Below are 17,045 nucleotides of genomic sequence, written 5' to 3'. Positions count from 1 at the left end.
CATACGTGCAAAGCTCTATTTTAAAAACTACCCTACCAACAGCAATACCCACCATCTATGAGAATATCGCTACCTGTTGTGTAATCCGAAGCCCTGCAGGCAAGGTACAAGCAAGCGCCTTGCAAATCCTCGACGGTAGCCATCTTTTTTTGGGGAATCAGTTGCAACCAGTCTGATTCCATTTTTTTCCCCTCTGGAGTTGCAAGCAGCTTTTCGACCAGCTCTGTCCTTGTATATCCGGGACTGATGGAGTTCACCCTCACGCCATAGGGAGCCCATTCTGCGGCCAAAGATCTGGTCATGTGGAGAACCCCCGCCTTGGATGCATTGTAAGCTACTTGATTCTGTGGGGTATTCGATATATGGGCGCTCATCGAAGCAGTATTGATAATTTTCCCATACCCCTCGCGTATCATATACTTTGCCTCCTCCCTGGCACAAAGAAAAATCCCATCCATGTTTAAAGCCATGGTCTTTCTCCACATCTCATAGGGCATGGTTACTGCATCGCTCCAGATTCCCATGCCAGCGTTGTTAACCCCTATAGTCAAAGTCCCCCATTCTTTGACAATATGTTTCACCATTGCCATCACCTGATCGGGATTAGTTACATCACAGACATAGGACATTGATGCAATCCCCGCTGCTTGCAGGTCCTTGGCTGTCGCTTCAGCAGTTTCTCCATTGATATCAACAATGGCTACCTTGGCCCCGGCTTCTCCCAGCGCAAAAGCATATCCGCGTCCAATACCCTGACCACCACCTGTCACCAATGCGGTTTTCCCTTTTAAACTGAACCTATCCAGAATCTTATCAACCATAACGAACCTCCAATTCCCTTCATTAGTATACCCTGTATTATGTTACAAATTATTGCTGAGGTTTGATCATCACTTTCATAACCCCTGCCTTTCCCTCAACCAAGGACTGCACCCCCTGATTAAAAGAGGTAAGAGGCAACACAGGATTAATAAGAGGCCTAACATCAATCTGATGACTTTCCATAAGACGAATCGCTTGCATTGAGTTTCTTACAGACGTATAGGTCCCCATAATTCTCAGGCTCTTTGAAAAAATTTCAAAAGGGCTCAGAAGGATCATAAGGTCGTTCTTCGGTACGCCAAAAAACAAAACTGAGCCACCACCCCGGGCATAGTGCACACTATTTTCCAACAAATACTTCGACCCAGAAGCTTCAATTACAACGTCAAATACCTGACCTTTAAGGGATTCGAGATCATTACAGACCACATCAGCTGCATACGCCTTTGCCATTTCAAGTCTGCTTTCATTTTTATCCACTTGGGTAATTGTGCAAGCTCCACGAATTTTGGCTGTTTGAGCAAGCAACATCCCTATAGGTCCAGCTCCAAGTACCAAAACCCTATCACCCAGTTTTAGGGGAACTTGCTCTATCCCATGCAAAACACAGGACAAGGGTTCACAGAATGCCCCCTCGTCAAAGGGCAGTTTTCCAATCGAAAACACTGCTTTTTCAGGAGCTTTAACATATTCAGCCATTCCTCCTGGCATCGAAACCCCTACCCCTTGCCAGTTAGCACAAAAATTCTGTCGGTTTTCAAGGCAGTTTTCACAATTATCGCAGGCGATATTTGGTTCTACAGCCACATGGTCACCTACTTTTATCCGTTTTACCTGTTTGCCGACTTTTTCCACGATTCCACTAAACTCATGACCTGGGATGATCGGGTAAGAGCCAAGATATTCCCCATGGAAAATATGCACATCTGTTCCGCATATCCCACTGGACATTACTTTTATAAGTACCTCATCTTCGTTGACAACAGGAATAGGTACCTCCCTTACAGAAATCATACCGGGTTTTTCAATCACTATTGCTCTCATCTGTCACCGTCCTTGTTCCAAATCCGATACAGTGCATCGTTAATCGGTTTTTCGCTCTTGTATAATTTTCTAAAAATTGGATATAGCTCATCATATTGGCTGGCTTTCAAGCTTTCAGGAGTAATACAATTTTCTTTTACGATCATTTGGTCGATAGCTTCATCCAGGTCATGGTAAAAACCTACAGCTACCATTGCAGCGATTGCCGCACCAAAACCTGAACCTTGGGTTGGATGTTGTTGGGTTTTCAAAGTTTTTCCCAAGACATTGGCTAGCATTTGCACATAAGAAAGACTACGGGCCACACCTCCTGTTACTGTTAGGGATTCATAGGTAAAACCCAATTCTGCATAGACATCCAACACATTTTTCAAAGCAAAAGACACACCCTCATATACGCTTTGGGCAATATCCAGGGGACTCTGGGATAGTGAGAGACCAACGAAGGAACCTCGGGCTTTGCTGTCCCAAAACGGAGATCGATCTCCAAGCAAATACGGGGCAAATAGAATACCCTCGCTTCCAGGCCTTGCATTGCTAAGATGCCTTTCAACCTTCTGTCGTTCCAACCCAAGGGTTTTCAGTATCCAGTCGAATGCGATACCTGTACACTGAACTGTCCCACAGACATTGATATGCAAACCATCAAGGTCAAAAAAATGCTGCAACCGCATTTCTTTGTCAGCAAGTATCTGTGTACCAAGGGTACTGATCCAGGCACTGCTGCCAATGCAGGCATAGGCTCGATCGGTATCCTTTATCCCTGCACCTCTAGTTGCACAGGCAGCATCCCCAGCACCCATTGCTACAGGAATACCCTGTTGCAACCCCAGTAAGGCTGAAGCTTCTTTTGTAAGGTAACCACCAAGTTCAGTACTTTTTTTCAGCGTTGGGAAACGGTTTGGATCGAGCCCTAAGCTTGTCAGCAGATCACTATCCCACTCTCTTGTATGCATGTCCAAACAACAAGAAAGGGAAGCATCGCTGAAATCAGTTTCCCCGACAATTCCAGTTAACTGAGTCCTCACATAATCTTTCGCATTAACAAAAAAGGCCGTTCTTTCATAGGTCTCTTTTTCATGGCGGTAAATCCAATAGATCTTCGGCAAAGACAAGTGTTCATCCACTCGATTTCCATTGATCTGGTATATTTTAGGCTGGATTTTTCTGAGAAGATTACATTCCTCGGTACTCCGGGTATCGCTATGAATGAGTTCAGGCCTAATGCTCTGTCCTTGTTTACCAATGCAGAGTGCTCCATTCATATGGCCACTGATTCCGATTCCCAAGACCATGGACTTACTTATTTCCGATAAATTCTGAGTTCCAATAATTGCAGCCTTCCAAAAATCCTCGGGATCCTGTTCGACACATTGCTGGCGATAGGAAGTCTTATATGGAATGGAAATGCTTTCCGTTTCCCTTCCATCGGTACCAAATAAGATTGTCTTAACGCTGGTGGTTCCAATGTCGTACACCAGAATCTGACCAGTCATTCCTTTACAGCTCCCATCGTCAAACCTTTTACCAGAGCCTTCTGACTCATCCAACCGAGAATCAACGCAGGAAGAATGGAAATGGTCGAGGACGCGGACAGCTGGGCAACAAATAATCCTTGCTGTTCACGGAACCTGGACATATATACAGGTAACGTAGCTGAGGGATTCCCTGTCAGATTGAAGGAAAGAAAGAATTCATTCCAAATCTGTACGGCGATAATCAGTCCCGCACTGATGATACCGGTACGAGCCAAAGGAATCGCCATCAAAACCATCTGTTGCCAGCGGGTACATCCGTCGATGCGGGCCGCCTCGAAAATATCTTTTGGCAAATCACTGAAAAACGAATGAACCAACCAAACAGCCAAAGGGATATTGAATCCAACATAAGCAAGCAGCAAGCCCAGTGGATTGTTTTTCAGGTTGATTCTCTGGTAACTGATGAACAGGGGAATCAACACAGCTACAGGTGGCAATAAAATGGTGGTAATAAACCAGAGGTAGATTTTTCCTGCGCTATCCTTTGTCTTCAGTTTGCCAAACACCAAGGCAAAAGCCACCGGAATCCCCAACAGAAGACTGATTCCGGTACCAAGAAATACTTGAAACACTGAGTTCTTCAGATATTGGATCATCGTTGGGTCTGACAACACTTTCCTATAGGTTTCAAGCGTCGGGCTGAACCTGAGTGAAGGATTTACTGCCTGTTGTTCTGTCTTAAAACCAGAGAGAAACATGTAGAGAATCGGAAAAAAGTACGTAAGCGCGATACTATAGATTATGAGGGCCAAGAATATTTTCTTGATAATTTTCTTAAGGCGCATGGAGCGCTGAATCTGTGTAATAGTCCTTGCTTCATTCATCATCAGACACTCCTTTTTTTAATCTGTTTGTACAGGATCCTGATCAAAACCAAAGTTAGGGCAACAGTAATCACCGCAAGAGCACCTGCCCGGCCAACCTGATTTGAATACACTGTCTGGTAGTAAACGTAGAAAGGCAAGGTATAACTGCTTTTCCCTGGGCCTCCGTTAGTAGTGACTAAGATTAAGCCAAATTCCTTTATCAGGAAGACTAACCCAAGCATGATAGCCACCCGGACCTGATTCGAAATCAAAGGCAACTTAATCAAAAAGGTCCCTTGAAGCCAGTTGACCCCATCCAGGTGCATACAATCTATCAAATCTTTCGAAATCCCCTGAAGTCCAGCCAAAAGAATCAAGACAAAAAAGGGCATCCATTGCCAGACGAATAATAAAATGATTACACCGACAGGATGGTAGCTTATCCAGTCAACCGGTGTAAAATTGAGTTTCTGAGCAAGAATTCCATACCAACCGAAAATTGTATTGAAAATTGTAGTCTTCCAGATAACGCCACTGGCAGTTGACATTACAAAAAACGGACCAAGTATCAGGGTCCTTGCAATGTTGATAAAAGGAACCTCATTATCAAGTAAAAGAGCCATCAAAAAGCCAAAAACCGTGCAGAGCCCCAATGAAACCCCGGTAATCTCAATGGTCTGCCACAGTATTTGCCAAAACTCGCTACTTTTTATAAAAAACCAGTAATTCGAAAATCCTGCAAACACTTTCGGAATATCAGGGCGGGAGAGATTCCATTTAATAAACGAAAAAATTATGGTGATGAGAAAGGGAACTTGGGTCATCACAGCAACAACCACTATACCAGGAATTAAATAACGGTAATCCGTTTGTTCTCGAGACCGTTTTTTTGTGAATAAATTGGTCGCTAGGATTTTTTTCTGTTTCGCCTGGATCGAATTTTGCTTTTCCATATGCATCCCTATGATTGATTAGATCCCCCTCGATAGAGCCCCTAGCTCGACAAGAAAGAACAAATACGTCCGGTGGAGAAACCCACCGGACAGAAAACTGATTGAACTTTATCAAAGGTTAAAACCTATCATTTTTTATAATTTCCATCCTTTGCAGCCTGTTCGAATACAGCCTGAGTTTTTCTGATAGCCTCATCAAGGCTGGTTTTGTTAACCACATAGTCAGCCAGATATTCAGTCATGGCTGTACCGATATCTGCAAATTCAGGAATAGCCATGTACTGTAAACCAACATAAGGAGCTGGATTGAGTGTCGGTTTTGTAAAATCAAGATTCTGGAGCGTCTTCAATGTGATTGCAGCATACGGAGCCTTTGCATAGGCACTCAATTTGTACGTGCTGTAACGGTTTGCACTGGGAGTCGTTCCACAGGAAGGATCCTCTTTAAGTGTCAAAGCTACATAATCCTTGCTGGTTGCCCACAGTATAAAATCGAAGGCTGCCTGTTTTCTTTCAGCGGTAATATTCGGGTTTATGCACATGGTCCAGTTCCACAACCAGGCAGTGTTCTTCTTCAGCTGATCATGGGGTGCCATCACATACCCGATATGACCTCTTACAGCACTATCAGAAGCTTCCAAAGGAGGAGCAAGAGATGTGGCATCATAATACATACCGCACTTACCACTCGACATGAGGGCTATACACTCATTGTAGGTGTAACTAAGGATGTCTTTCTGGCCAGCTTCGGTAAGAATTTTCTTATACATCATCCACGCATTACGCATCGCGGGGGTATCAATGGTAGCATTCCAATTCATATCATAAAACTGGGCTCCAAATGCATTGATCATCGTAGTGAACGGTGCTCCGCTCATTCCCCAACCAGGAGCTCCACGCATGGTCATTCCTACAATCCCATTGGCAGGATCATTGATTTTCTTGGCAAAAGCATATACCTGGTCCCAAGTCGGTTCTTCAGGCATTGTTAGTCCCGCTTTTGCAAACAAATCCTTGTTGTACATAAGAAAGGAAGTCTCTCCATAGAACGGGATACCATAGGGAATACCATCAAGGGAAACAGAATCCAGCATGCCTTTGATAAGATCATCGTAATCGTACCACTGTTTCTGCTCTGGGGTCATCTTGTCAAAATATGGTTTCAGATTCTCTAACCATCCGTTCTTTGCCCAAGTCTGAGCCTCGTACGGTCCGATATAAATGATATCGTAGGTACTGTCCTTTGTTGCAGCTCCTGTCGTCAATTTCTGACGCAAATCATTCTCGGGAAGAACCGAGATATTGACGTTTACACCATCAGCTTTGTATGACTGCTGGGCATACTTTGCCAGTGCCTGAGATAAGGGGTTATTAGCCAAAGCAACATTAACGGTAACAGGACCAGAAGCTGCCTTCGTTCCTTCTGTTCCCCCTTGGGCGAAAATTGCTGATGTTCCAATCAACAATACCAGAGAAAGCACTGTCACCAATTTCACAAACTTTTTCATAATTTCCTCCTTTTGAAAATTAAAGAAAAATAGTTAGGTAAAATGTTAGTCGACTGTACACTCTTCTTACACGCTATAACGTAAGACCAAACGTGTAGGGATACGCACAATCCTGTTTGGTTGTTCAGAAACCTTATTTGATATACGTTCATATATTAACTGTCCCGAAACAGAACCTATCATGTCAGGATCCTGTCTTACCGCCGAAATGCTTGGCGTGGTCATCGAAAGCCAGAAGGAATCATCAAAGGTCATGAAGGCCATCTTATCAGGCACCGGGATATTCACTTCCCGAAGATAATTATAGGCGCCAATCGATGAAAGGTTGTTTCCCGTGAACAGAGCGGTAACCTCACCTGCTTCAATCAATTGTTTTGCTTGGGTGTAGGCAATACCATGGAGAAGTTGATTCTGCGATATCGATATATCATTGTTACCGGTCATGATGTAATTCTCATTCACTTTCAGCCCAGCCTCCTGGTAAGCTTGGCGATAGCCTTCAATACGTTCTTTCATTGTCGAGTCATTACGACTGGTAATAAACCCGATTTTCTCATGACCTTTGCTAATCAGGTATTTGATTCCGAGGTATGCCCCTTCATTATTTGTGGAGAGTACCATGTCACTGGTAAAGCCAAAGGGTTTACGGTCAACAAAGACAACAGGAACATCATGGTTCTCTAAAATAAGCTGCAGATAACAACAGTCCTCTCCGGTTGTTGCGATAACCAGTCCGTCGACAGAAGAAGCTAGAAGGTTCCTGACATTTTCAATCTCAAGGGCCTTGGATTCTTTGCAATCCATGAGTGCAACATGATAACCGTACTCTGACAGACTCCGCTCAAGGCCGATTGCAACATTTTGGAAAAAGTAGTTTGAGAGGTCCGAAACCACAAAACCAATAACCTTGCTCTGACCTTTCCTGAAATTTCTAGCCAAGGGGTTGATCTGGTAATTCAGCTGACTTACTGCTGTCTCGACTTTTGCTTTTGTTTCAGGTCGAACATTCTTGGTATTGTTAAGAACATTGGATACCGTGGCAACTGACACACCCGCTAGTTTGGCTACTTCTTTGATTGAGACTGACAACTTCCCCTCCATAAAAACTGAAAATTATTAAAGGGTTTACTCTATTGAAAATAGCATAAACCTAGGCTAGTGAATTGTCAACAAAAAAAGACAGGGAAAGAAATTAGGTGATTTTTACAAGAACTTTTTCGATCAATTTTATTGCGTTTTTTAGTATAAAATAAAAGCTCATTTAAACGATTAACCTATACATTTAATCGTTACACTACCTGCAATCTGTAAACATTAATTTGTTAATTTTTTTTATTCATTTGCAGTGTTTCAAAAATAGTGGTATTTTGGAATATGTCATGAAATACCAGTCATTATCCATCACACTGACCAAAGCTGAACGTAAATTTTTTGAAGATATTGTTAAAAAAGACAGGAACGAAAATGAAAAGAAGAGGGCTTCCATCCTGCTTGCAGTCGATGAATCAGAAAATCGGATACGAGTCAAAGATACCATCGTGGCAAACAGGGAAAAGACTACGGTCCAGACAGTCTGTCGGGTAAAGAAAGATTTTCTCAACGCCCCCGAAGGCGAGTCTGCAATCCGAAGGAAAAAACGAAAGACCCCACCTGTCCCTGCCAGGATAACCAGTGAAATCGAATCACATATAGTTTCAATCTGTATTGATGATCCTCCTGCCGGATGCAGGAGATGGTCACTTAGGCTTATTGCAGACAAAGCCGTCGAATTGGGTTATATCGATGCTATATCCCATACCACGGTTGGAAAAATTCTCAAGAAAAATAAATTGGACCTTGTTTGAAAGAATATGGATACGTTTCTTTTGACAAATCGCTGAGTATTTTCAAGAGGGAAAAGGCCTCCGACATCTACTACATGGATAGATTACCCTCAGGGCCCAAATCTACATAGATACACCTATTGCTGCTGTTCCAGAAGTAATTGAAGCTTTGCAATGGTAAGGGGTGCAGAGCCCTCATAATGGCTGTTTACGTTGATATACAAAGCGGTCGCGGTCTCTGCAAGTTTTGACACATAAGCAGCTATCCTCTCAAGTTCTTCATCCCGGGGAGTGACAATTTTGCTCCAATCCCCTCCTGTCTCCTGTTCGATTCCCTTTCGATCATCACCATGCAATCGAATACAGGCTACCGGCCCGATTCGGTTTGCATACCTTTGCAGCACTTGGGAAATATCATCCATCCAGTAGCCTTGGAGCAATACCGGCCCTATGTGGTGCGAACGGAGGAAATCAAACCAAAAAGCATCCAACCAGCGGGGATTACGGATTTCACAGCCATAGGGAAGAGAGGGGGGCAACGAGTTAAAAAAAGCATCCAACTCGGCAAGGAATTTTTCCCTTGACTCCATCTTCTCCTTGTTCAAGTATTCGAACTGGAATATAAATAGCCCTATCTTTGGAAGTAGCCCTTCCAAGGTGTCCAGAAAGCGGGAAAACACTTCACGGTCAAGAAACCAAGGATTGGGTTCGGTCCCAGATTTATAAGCATACGGGACAGTGAGCGTATTTGGACATTTAATGGTAAATCGGAAATCAGAGGGGGTTGAAGCATTGTATTGGGCGACCGTAGCACGGTCGGGAAGACCATAGCTAGACTTACCCAAAGACCAGAACCATTGGTCAATCTCAACACTACGGTATTTCTGTGCATATTCTGCGAGAAAATCAGTTGGCTCCCTGCTTGAGTAGACAAGCTTTTCCCAGGAAGGGTATTTCCAGGAACAGGATCCAATATAAAGGTTTTCCATACCCCCATTCTATACTAAGGAAAAGCACAATGCCACAGGTTACGTCCCTTGCTTTATGGATTGCTCTTGATAGAACAATTTGCATTGTAGAATCGTCTTCCCAGGGAAACCAGTAGGATGCTGGCAACCGTTCCCCCTATATCTGGTAGTTTAAAAACACTTGCCAATCATGTATGCTGGTGCAAGCTTTTTTGTGTTGGGGAGAGACCTATGGGCAAAGCCTTTGAAGCTATTATGACCATCATGCTTTTGTTTCTTTGTGGATTCGTTCTCTACAAGAAGAAATGGGTTACCAACGAGACAATGGCCTTCTTGAGTAAATTCATTGTGTTCGTTTCCGTTCCGGCCATGTTGGTAACCAGTCTGACGTCCATGTTTACCCATGAGCAGCTATTGGACTTGATTCCTTTGTTACCTATGCCTCTCATCATGCAAGTATGCCTTTACTATCTGTCCTATCTCATAGCTCTGTTGCTGAAAGTGCGCAAAGGAAGGAGATGGACTTTTGCCATGATGGGGGCTATCAGCAACACGCTGTTCATCGGACTGCCGATCAGCATGATATTGTTTGGGGAAGCAAGCCTTCCAGCTGTAATGCTTACTTTTTTATCATCGACACTTGTCTGCTGGACATTGGGGATTTCAGGCTTGATGAAAGACGGGAAAATCTTTTCCGGAATTTCCCTAGAGAAACCAGGTTTTTGGAAACGCAGCAAAAATTTCCTGCTCAATCCTCCGATCCTTGGCCTGCTAGTCGGAGTCACCTTATCCTTGCTGGATATCGAGCTTCCTTCTTCAATCGGAAACACCCTAGCGTATATAGGAAGCATGGTCACCCCGCTTTCTATGATCTATACCGGGATGTTCCTTGCAACTATGCATTGGAAGGAGATGGTACCTGACAAAGATACCATCGCAGTCTTTTTCATCCGATTTCTGCTAGCTCCCGTATTGATGTATGTTTCCATTGGTTTGATGCGCAAATCCGGAGGTGTTATCTCGGATGTAACAGCTGATGTCTTGATCATCCAGATTGCCGCATGCGTAATGACACAAAGTTCGATTCTGACTATCGAATGCAAAGGTGATGGTATATTTGCAACCCGAGCCGTAGCCTTGAGCAATCTCGTATTCCTTGCCGTATTGCCGCTCTATCTGTATGTGCTGGCGTAGGTATAAAAGAGATAAAACCTGGAAGACTCAAGGAAGGTTACGCCAGTGCTTCCAGGTAAATCTTCGCACAGGCAATCGAGTCACTGAGTGCTTCGTGGTGTGTCAGTTCAATATGTAGATATTCACTGACGGTATCGAGTTTATGGTTACAGAGCTGTGGCCATTTGCGCCGCGCACATTGGACTGTACAGACAAAATCAGGAACAGTACAGTCAATTCCATAATAACCAAGGCAATATCGCAGCACGCTTCGATCAAAGCTGCTATTATGGGCAACCAGAAAATCATCGCCGATGAATTCTTTCATCTTAGGCCAGACCTGTTCGAAACTGGGTGCATTTGTTACATCCTTGTTTCTAATCCCGTGAATCCGGGTGAAGGAGGGAATGATATCCATTCCCTCAGGTGGCTTGATCAATGTATAGAAGGTTTCGCTAATCTGCCCTTCCCGTACTTTGACTAATCCTACGGCACAGGCACTTGCCCGTTGGTAACACGCTGTTTCGAAATCTATGGCACAAAAATTACAATTGCTCATGTATCCTTTCCTAGTGGGAGTGTAACACTGTTTGCCTGCTCTAAACAATGCAATCCGTTCAAGGAAATCCTGCCCTCTGGCAGCTCCCAAAAGCCGATGTCCCCTTGCGCATCAATTACGCAAACAATATGCTTGCACTTCGTTCTTTCCTGTATGCGCCTGGAGTAAAAATCTTGCCAAGGCCAAGACATCTGGGAGTCATCGGTAAGTTGCGCAACAAAGCAACCTTGGCCCCGGTCTTCAATTGTCCTGTTCATTTTTATCATTCCTCTTGAACCTTGTTTTAGTAACTGCAAAGAGGGAATGGGATTTCCAGGTAATGACTACTGCTTTCAGGCACTTATCAAGTATATCTTGGACATTGCTGAGAAAGACGCAATATTTCCAGTAGAAATTACCGTCCCCCCCAAAGAGGTCATATTCGCTGCCATGCTTAGGTCCTTACAGTGAAGGCAAGGAACCAAGAGTGCACTTTTTCCCCTGCATCTCTCTTACAAATAGGAAAACTAATACATTGTTCGTAGTACCATTATCCCTTTTTCATAGATACGTTTGATAGTGTGCCTCGAGAATAATCGGTAATGTTAAGTCAGCAAGGAACACTGTTTCTTGCCCTCGATAGTATCAATTGATTTTCAAGGAGTTTGATGCTATGAAAAAAATGAATCGTTTTCTTCTTTTGGCCGTTGCAATACTGTTCATTACGACGACAGGGTTTGCCGACGAAGTAAAAACCAAGTATACGGAAACAGGTGTAACCAGCAATAGTGAAAAACCGTATTTCTCCTTTGTGTCCTATGGTTCTTTGGGCGGTGGAAATTCCTTTATTGGCGGCAAAAAGCCACCCATGGCTGAAATTTCCTCAGGATTCCAGATTGCACCTTGGATTGCAGCAGGGGTTTTCTGTGCAGGGAATCCCCTCTCCAATTTTGCAGATGCCAACTTTGACCTAGACCTTGCCAACAGGGAAGCTTCCTATGCTCTGATGAGTGGTACAGAAATCCTCTTTACCCCCCGGTCAGAAAGATGGCTTCACTCAATCGTACGAATAGCCCTGGGGGGAGTCAATGTAGGATACCTCGAGGACTTGGATGGTGAAGAAGGATATGACCGGGCAAATGACAACCGGTATTTCTATGCAAGCTTATCGACCGGTGTGGAGATGAACTTTTCAAAACATGTACGGATTGCCCTTCGCGGCGGTTGGCGTTTCGTAGAAAACGAGTACACGCTCGGTATTGGCAAAGGAGAATTGAGTGGACCTGAGGTCACCATCTCTGCCAGGACCCTGTGGAAAACAGTCCTCGATTGAGAAAAATTGTATTTCAATCGGTACGAAGACATCATAGGGAGGGGTGGCCTCTGCCACCTCCTTCAACCTCTGCAAAGGCCATCAGAAAGATTTGACAGGTCTTAATCGATTGTCACTTTCCCGGGTAGCCAAGTAACAGCTTTTATACTAATGTCACCAAACCCATAAGTACCAAAGAGATGAGAAAAGGCATCCCCCCCGATTAAGTAAGGATGCCTCTTTTACTAAAAAAGCTATTAGAACGAGTAGTTCAACATAAGGGCTACACGCTTGAAAGATAGGTCTTTGTAACTAATCTCTCGAGTAACGGCATCTTTTTGTACCGTGGTAACCTGTGGGATGACCGTCAGGTTCAGAGAATCGGTAAAGGCATAGTTCATTACCAAACCAAGGTCATAGAGGAACGGATGGGCAGTGACAGGGAACATATCAAAGGCATAGGTCTCTAAAAGCACGGCTACCATATTGAGCTTGATAGGCATCTGATACCCTACCAGATATTCGCCCTTATAATTGAAACCATTTTCCATTGCCCCACTTGTCTCATATTCCCAGGCAATGTTTTTGTCAGCATTGGTATATCCCTGATAGTTCAGCTCATGATAGGTTCTCAGAACCACGCTCGTCCAATCCCCAGGAAAGATAGCTGCAGTATCGAACTGGAAAGCAGCTCCAGCCTTCACCTTATAATACATACCACCCAGTTGATCGGAAGAGAGCGCAGTACCGATTCCTCCCGTTGAAAGTCTCAGACCCTCAAGGTCGAGCAAACCAAAATCCCAGCCGGTACCGAAACTAGCCCCAAGGTTCAATTCAATGACCGCAATCGGGGTAAGGATAGCATCTAATGAAACGGTAGCTGCAACGGGAGATACTCCCACCAGACCCTTGACCTTCAGGTTGTTTCCACTGAATAGGGGTCCGTCGCCCTGCATCATGGGAATCTTCAGGCTATAGCCGGCTTCGAGCTTGGCTTCAACGTTCGGTCCAGCGGTAATAAACTTCACATTCCCCGCAGAGGTTGTTTCTGCAAATAGCCCTATGGTAACAATGGTGATCATGACAAGAATAGCAACAGATCTACGCAATAAAGTGTTCTTCACAACAAGTTCCTCCAAATATCATTCTTTTCATGCTCCAGCATAGCATAGCTAATAGATTTTAGGTACGGAAAATCCATGCACTATGAACACCAATAGACTCAAAGTAGATAACACCCTCCCCCAGAATAATTGAAACCAATTTTTATTTCATTCCCAGCAACAGTCTTGCCCCCATATGGGTGCAATCAACAGCGAGAATCTCTTCTAGCAGATGCGTTGCCTTCTCCTTCTCACCTTTTCCATAGCAGCCAAGTGCCATAAGGTAATTGCAATGAATCTTGTTCTTCTGGTCCAGATCCTCATTGAAAAGTTGCAGGTCTGGGAGGGAGACAGCAAAATAATCTATCTTGACCGCATCAAAGAAATGCTGCTCGCCGTAGTCAACCAATTTGTTCAACCTGACCTGGGCCCCATGGTCATCTCCCAGTTTCCTGCAGGCAAGGGCTTGGTAGAGAATCATATCTGCAGGCTGGTCATTGTAGAACATCATGCCTGCAGGCTCCAAGGAACCCACGCTCGCTTGTTTGAAATGCAGTATAGAGGCATCCTTATCCCCTAGTTCTTCATAGCAAAGCCCTAGATAGTAATGGATATCATTGTCTTTTCTACCCTCAAGCTTCCCCTCTCCAAGATTATGGGGATAGGACAAGGAAGCATTGAGCAACTTGACGGCCCCTGCATAGTCGCCAGTTCCCATACAACCTCTTGCAAGCTCCCGCAAAGCAAAGACATATTGTGAGGATACCCTACCTTCCCCACCTTCCCAAGGGTGGAAGGTGTTCGCCTTCAAGAAGTCATAGGCTCTGTGATATTCGCCGGTAAGATTGAGCAGGGTAACATACTCTGTCTTCAGGTCATCACGCACAATAAACAGATCTGAATATCTTTCATAGTTTTGCAGACGCTGTTCATTGGAAAATCCAAGTTTCCGGTATAACTGGTCAAGTTCCAGAAACACCCGGGCGTCTGTGGGGTCGAGACGGAAAGCCTGTTCAAGCTCTGTCTGGGCAGCCTTTTTATCATTACGCTTATTAAAGAAAGCAATTGCCAGATTCCTATGCACAGTCGGAAACAAAGTATTGCAGTCTCTGCTCCTGAGCCAACAGCTGAGGGCCTCATCGTACCTTCTCTTGTCATAGAAAAGATTCCCGAGCAGATAGAGGGCCACCCAGTCTTTGGAATCCCTCCCTATCGCATACTCCAAGACAATCTGGTCAAAAAGCGTATTTGCAAACCTACAGGCTAGGTCTGCACATTTAGCCTTTTGCAGATATTTATTGTCCCCAAGGCCAAGTTTGCCTGCATAGAATGCCTTATGGTACTCAACCAGTACGTGAGTCCCTTGATAGAGATTGCAAAAATCGAGGGCCATCTGGTATTGTCCGAAAGAAGAAAGCAGGAAACCACCCTCCAGATAGGTCTCTTCCCTTTCGCCCATCCGTTGGCAAAAATCGAAAGAAAGGCTTTGCCCTTCTCTGGCAAGCAGGAATGCAGCAATATAATCGAAGGGATCCAGTTCTATATTTTGTCTTGCACAGGCAAACCCTTCTTCTTTTCTGTTGAGCATCAACAAGAGCAGGACCTTCAAATCCAGTGCACTGATATTTCTGCTGTTATATTGCAGGGCACGCTCTACAAAATCGAGTGCCTGTACATATCTGCCAGCTTTGCAGGCCAGAGAGGCAAGTTTGTAATTTGCAACCCCTGCCTGCGACTGTGCCCAGGTAGCCTTATAGAAGGCATCGAACGCAGCCTCATCACATCCTTGGTATTCCAAGACAAATCCGAGATTCGTATAGGCTTCGCTATCGTAGGGATTGGGATGCATACTGGTCAGCCTCTCCAACGCTTTGGCAAAATGACTTTCAGCCTCTTTGAAAAGCCCTTTGCGCATAAGTAGCACACCATAGGAATTGTTCAGGCGAATATCCCCCTCATCCCTTTTCAAACCTTCCAGATAATAGGGTTCAGGCAGATAGGTAGCGTGGCGGTATTGCTCGATATGCTGGGCTGTTAGATACAGTTCCTCACAGGTCAAAATATCCTTGGGATCCTTTGCAGCGCTAGCCGGTTCAGGCATCGGTTTGATAGTCTCCTCTTCCTTCTGATACCGCAAAAGAAGTATGCCCCCTTGATCGAAGACCGAAAGGACCAAAGCCGTGTCAGGGCAGGCTATAGTATTAATTTCCCTGGAAAACACTTCACAGGGTGATACTTCTGCGATTTCATCAAGGTAGGTCTTGTCACCCGAAAGTGTTATCCTTACTTCTCTCTTGCTTGTAGTATAGACCGACACAACGGCAATTCCGTTAGCAACCTCGCAATTCAGCAACACATCTATGCTGGCATTCTTTACTGCCCCAAGCTGTTTATATGGCATGAAATACTGCGTAAAATGCTTTTCCTCATGACTCTGGAGCCAGGAAAAGTCTGGTTGGTTATCGGTAAAGACACCAGTCATCAACTCAATATACGGACCGTTTTCATCGGTAAGGTTTCGGTCCCAGGCCTGCCCAAAATCCCCGCAACCCCAGGTCCATTGTTTTTTGCCAGGGGAAATATGATGGTCGGCCACATGGAGGATTCCTGCCTGCTGGGCATAGTCGTACCCCCCGACAAAATCATATTTGCTTTTATAAGCCATATAGGAAGTAGGGACTGGAAGGTTCTTATACCGGGAAATATCGACGCCCATACTGTAATCATGCTTATAGTATTCCCCAGTCGCTATGGGGAATTTCGAGACAGCTCTCTTCCCGTGATCAAAAACCGCATTGACATCGGGAGGGAAAATTGACTGGGTGTTGTCATTTACTGCTACCGCCGGATTGGCCCACCAGAGAAACGTCTGTGCCTGGCTGGTAGGATTGAAAAGACTTGCCCCGATTTCGATGTAGCTTGTATCCTCATGCAACGTGAATGTCGTAACGACATTTGTTCCATGTATCCTGTCATGGTCAAAGATTCTTATAAAGGCATCCCCATCCTTATTCCCGTACATGAAATCAGTATGCATGAAGGTTGTCGGCCTGTGGTGCTGAGGCCAGTTGAATTCAATACCACCAGATACCCAAGGGCCAAGGAGCCCTACCAAAGCGGGTTTTATAACCTCGTTATGGTAGACAAAATCATACCCGTTCGTCTTATCGACCGCACGGTGTATCTTCCCACCTATTTCAGGCAGGACAAGGACTTTGATATATGCATTTTCAAGGTACAAGCCGATATAGGGCATATCTTTCTTCTCATCAACCAGGGAATCAATGACTGGGTATGGATACACCTTTCCGCTAGATCCCTGGTAAACTCTTTTTTCCAGAAACATAGGATTCTTGTTTGGTTTGCCAATTCCATAGGTCGGAATTGTAACAGTCTCTTGCCACACTCTTGCTTTTTCCATCGAAACCACTCCTTTGACTCATGCATAAATCTATCA

At 44.6% G+C, this 17,045-nt stretch carries 14 protein-coding genes; 3 read left to right on the top strand and 11 right to left on the bottom strand.

The genetic code is table 11. The annotated features are described in order from the left end of the window. Window positions 1-32 precede the first annotated feature (32 nt). The 7 genes from SPIGRAPES_RS11785 to SPIGRAPES_RS11755 all read right to left on the bottom strand — a co-directional run bounded on the left by SPIGRAPES_RS11785 (window position 33) and on the right by SPIGRAPES_RS11755 (window position 7,760). Entirely contained in the window at window positions 33-821 is a 789-nt protein-coding gene (locus SPIGRAPES_RS11785) for a glucose 1-dehydrogenase (RefSeq protein ID WP_014270979.1), read from the bottom strand. A 49-nt stretch (window positions 822-870) separates the two neighbouring features. Then, window positions 871-1,866, bottom strand: a complete 996-nt coding sequence (locus SPIGRAPES_RS11780) for a zinc-dependent alcohol dehydrogenase family protein (protein ID WP_014270978.1) — start codon at window positions 1,864-1,866, stop codon at window positions 871-873. Next, entirely contained in the window at window positions 1,863-3,362 is a 1,500-nt protein-coding gene (locus SPIGRAPES_RS11775) for a xylulokinase (RefSeq protein WP_014270977.1), read from the bottom strand. The genes SPIGRAPES_RS11780 and SPIGRAPES_RS11775 overlap by 4 nt, the downstream gene beginning before the upstream one ends. After that, entirely contained in the window at window positions 3,359-4,231 is an 873-nt protein-coding gene (locus SPIGRAPES_RS11770; protein WP_014270976.1) for a carbohydrate ABC transporter permease, read from the bottom strand. The genes SPIGRAPES_RS11775 and SPIGRAPES_RS11770 overlap by 4 nt, the downstream gene beginning before the upstream one ends. Then, entirely contained in the window at window positions 4,231-5,163 is a 933-nt protein-coding gene (locus tag SPIGRAPES_RS11765; protein WP_014270975.1) for a carbohydrate ABC transporter permease, read from the bottom strand. The genes SPIGRAPES_RS11770 and SPIGRAPES_RS11765 overlap by 1 nt, the downstream gene beginning before the upstream one ends. Before the next feature lie 128 nt (window positions 5,164-5,291). Next, a complete protein-coding gene (locus SPIGRAPES_RS11760) occupies window positions 5,292-6,671 on the bottom strand; it encodes an ABC transporter substrate-binding protein (RefSeq protein ID WP_014270974.1) in 1,380 nt (459 codons plus the stop codon). A 66-nt stretch (window positions 6,672-6,737) separates the two neighbouring features. Next, window positions 6,738-7,760, bottom strand: a complete 1,023-nt coding sequence (locus tag SPIGRAPES_RS11755) for a LacI family DNA-binding transcriptional regulator (RefSeq protein WP_014270973.1) — start codon at window positions 7,758-7,760, stop codon at window positions 6,738-6,740. A gap of 290 nt (window positions 7,761-8,050) precedes the next feature. On the opposite strand from SPIGRAPES_RS11755, the gene SPIGRAPES_RS11750 reads away from it, so the two are divergent. Further along, window positions 8,051-8,515, top strand: a complete 465-nt coding sequence (locus SPIGRAPES_RS11750; protein ID WP_014270972.1) for a helix-turn-helix domain-containing protein — start codon at window positions 8,051-8,053, stop codon at window positions 8,513-8,515. Between the two features lie 116 nt (window positions 8,516-8,631). Here SPIGRAPES_RS11750 and SPIGRAPES_RS11745 read toward each other — a convergent pair whose 3' ends face one another. Further along, the gene (locus SPIGRAPES_RS11745) at window positions 8,632-9,483 is read right to left on the bottom strand and encodes a DUF72 domain-containing protein (RefSeq protein ID WP_014270971.1); all 852 of its coding nucleotides are present in this window, start codon (window positions 9,481-9,483) and stop codon (window positions 8,632-8,634) included. Window positions 9,484-9,693: 210 nt separating this feature from the next. On the opposite strand from SPIGRAPES_RS11745, the gene SPIGRAPES_RS11740 reads away from it, so the two are divergent. Continuing rightward, window positions 9,694-10,656 carry an AEC family transporter gene (locus SPIGRAPES_RS11740; RefSeq protein WP_014270970.1) on the top strand — a complete coding sequence of 321 codons (963 nt, stop codon included), beginning with the start codon at window positions 9,694-9,696 and terminating at the stop codon, window positions 10,654-10,656. Between the two features lie 37 nt (window positions 10,657-10,693). Here the strand turns inward: SPIGRAPES_RS11740 and SPIGRAPES_RS11735 are convergent, their stop codons facing one another. Then, window positions 10,694-11,194: a 3'-5' exonuclease gene (locus SPIGRAPES_RS11735; RefSeq protein WP_014270969.1), complete on the bottom strand. Its 501-nt coding sequence runs from the start codon at window positions 11,192-11,194 to the stop codon at window positions 10,694-10,696. A gap of 652 nt (window positions 11,195-11,846) precedes the next feature. Between SPIGRAPES_RS11735 and SPIGRAPES_RS11725 the strand changes: the two genes are divergently transcribed. Continuing rightward, window positions 11,847-12,506 carry a hypothetical protein gene (locus SPIGRAPES_RS11725; protein WP_014270967.1) on the top strand — a complete coding sequence of 220 codons (660 nt, stop codon included), beginning with the start codon at window positions 11,847-11,849 and terminating at the stop codon, window positions 12,504-12,506. A gap of 236 nt (window positions 12,507-12,742) precedes the next feature. Here the strand turns inward: SPIGRAPES_RS11725 and SPIGRAPES_RS11720 are convergent, their stop codons facing one another. Both SPIGRAPES_RS11720 and SPIGRAPES_RS11715 read right to left on the bottom strand, forming a co-directional pair. Beyond that, window positions 12,743-13,609 carry a hypothetical protein gene (locus SPIGRAPES_RS11720; protein WP_014270966.1) on the bottom strand — a complete coding sequence of 289 codons (867 nt, stop codon included), beginning with the start codon at window positions 13,607-13,609 and terminating at the stop codon, window positions 12,743-12,745. 142 nt (window positions 13,610-13,751) lie between these two features. After that, on the bottom strand, window positions 13,752-17,009 hold the full coding sequence (locus tag SPIGRAPES_RS11715) for a DUF5107 domain-containing protein (protein WP_014270965.1): 3,258 nt from the start codon (window positions 17,007-17,009) through the stop codon (window positions 13,752-13,754). Window positions 17,010-17,045 lie beyond the last annotated feature (36 nt).

It is taken from the genome of Sphaerochaeta pleomorpha str. Grapes, from assembly GCF_000236685.1.
Lineage (GTDB): Bacteria > Spirochaetota > Spirochaetia > Sphaerochaetales > Sphaerochaetaceae > Sphaerochaeta > Sphaerochaeta pleomorpha.
Note: the sequence above shows the minus strand (reverse complement) of the source record. Positions and strands in the feature narration are given on the sequence as shown.

Bases quoted from the DNA above. Each gene is read 5' to 3' on its own strand.
- SPIGRAPES_RS11740 (WP_014270970.1), top strand. From the start codon at position 9,694: ATGGGCAAAGCCTTTGAAGCTATTATGACCATCATGCTTTTGTTTCTT.
- SPIGRAPES_RS11735 (WP_014270969.1), bottom strand. From the start codon at position 11,194: ATGAGCAATTGTAATTTTTGTGCCATAGATTTCGAAACAGCGTGTTAC.
- SPIGRAPES_RS11715 (WP_014270965.1), bottom strand. From the start codon at position 17,009: ATGGAAAAAGCAAGAGTGTGGCAAGAGACTGTTACAATTCCGACCTAT.
- SPIGRAPES_RS11775 (WP_014270977.1), bottom strand. From the start codon at position 3,362: ATGACTGGTCAGATTCTGGTGTACGACATTGGAACCACCAGCGTTAAG.
- SPIGRAPES_RS11725 (WP_014270967.1), top strand. From the start codon at position 11,847: ATGAAAAAAATGAATCGTTTTCTTCTTTTGGCCGTTGCAATACTGTTC.
- SPIGRAPES_RS11750 (WP_014270972.1), top strand. From the start codon at position 8,051: ATGAAATACCAGTCATTATCCATCACACTGACCAAAGCTGAACGTAAA.
- SPIGRAPES_RS11770 (WP_014270976.1), bottom strand. From the start codon at position 4,231: ATGATGAATGAAGCAAGGACTATTACACAGATTCAGCGCTCCATGCGC.
- SPIGRAPES_RS11785 (WP_014270979.1), bottom strand. From the start codon at position 821: ATGGTTGATAAGATTCTGGATAGGTTCAGTTTAAAAGGGAAAACCGCA.
- SPIGRAPES_RS11760 (WP_014270974.1), bottom strand. From the start codon at position 6,671: ATGAAAAAGTTTGTGAAATTGGTGACAGTGCTTTCTCTGGTATTGTTG.
- SPIGRAPES_RS11765 (WP_014270975.1), bottom strand. From the start codon at position 5,163: ATGGAAAAGCAAAATTCGATCCAGGCGAAACAGAAAAAAATCCTAGCG.
- SPIGRAPES_RS11780 (WP_014270978.1), bottom strand. From the start codon at position 1,866: ATGAGAGCAATAGTGATTGAAAAACCCGGTATGATTTCTGTAAGGGAG.
- SPIGRAPES_RS11745 (WP_014270971.1), bottom strand. From the start codon at position 9,483: ATGGAAAACCTTTATATTGGATCCTGTTCCTGGAAATACCCTTCCTGG.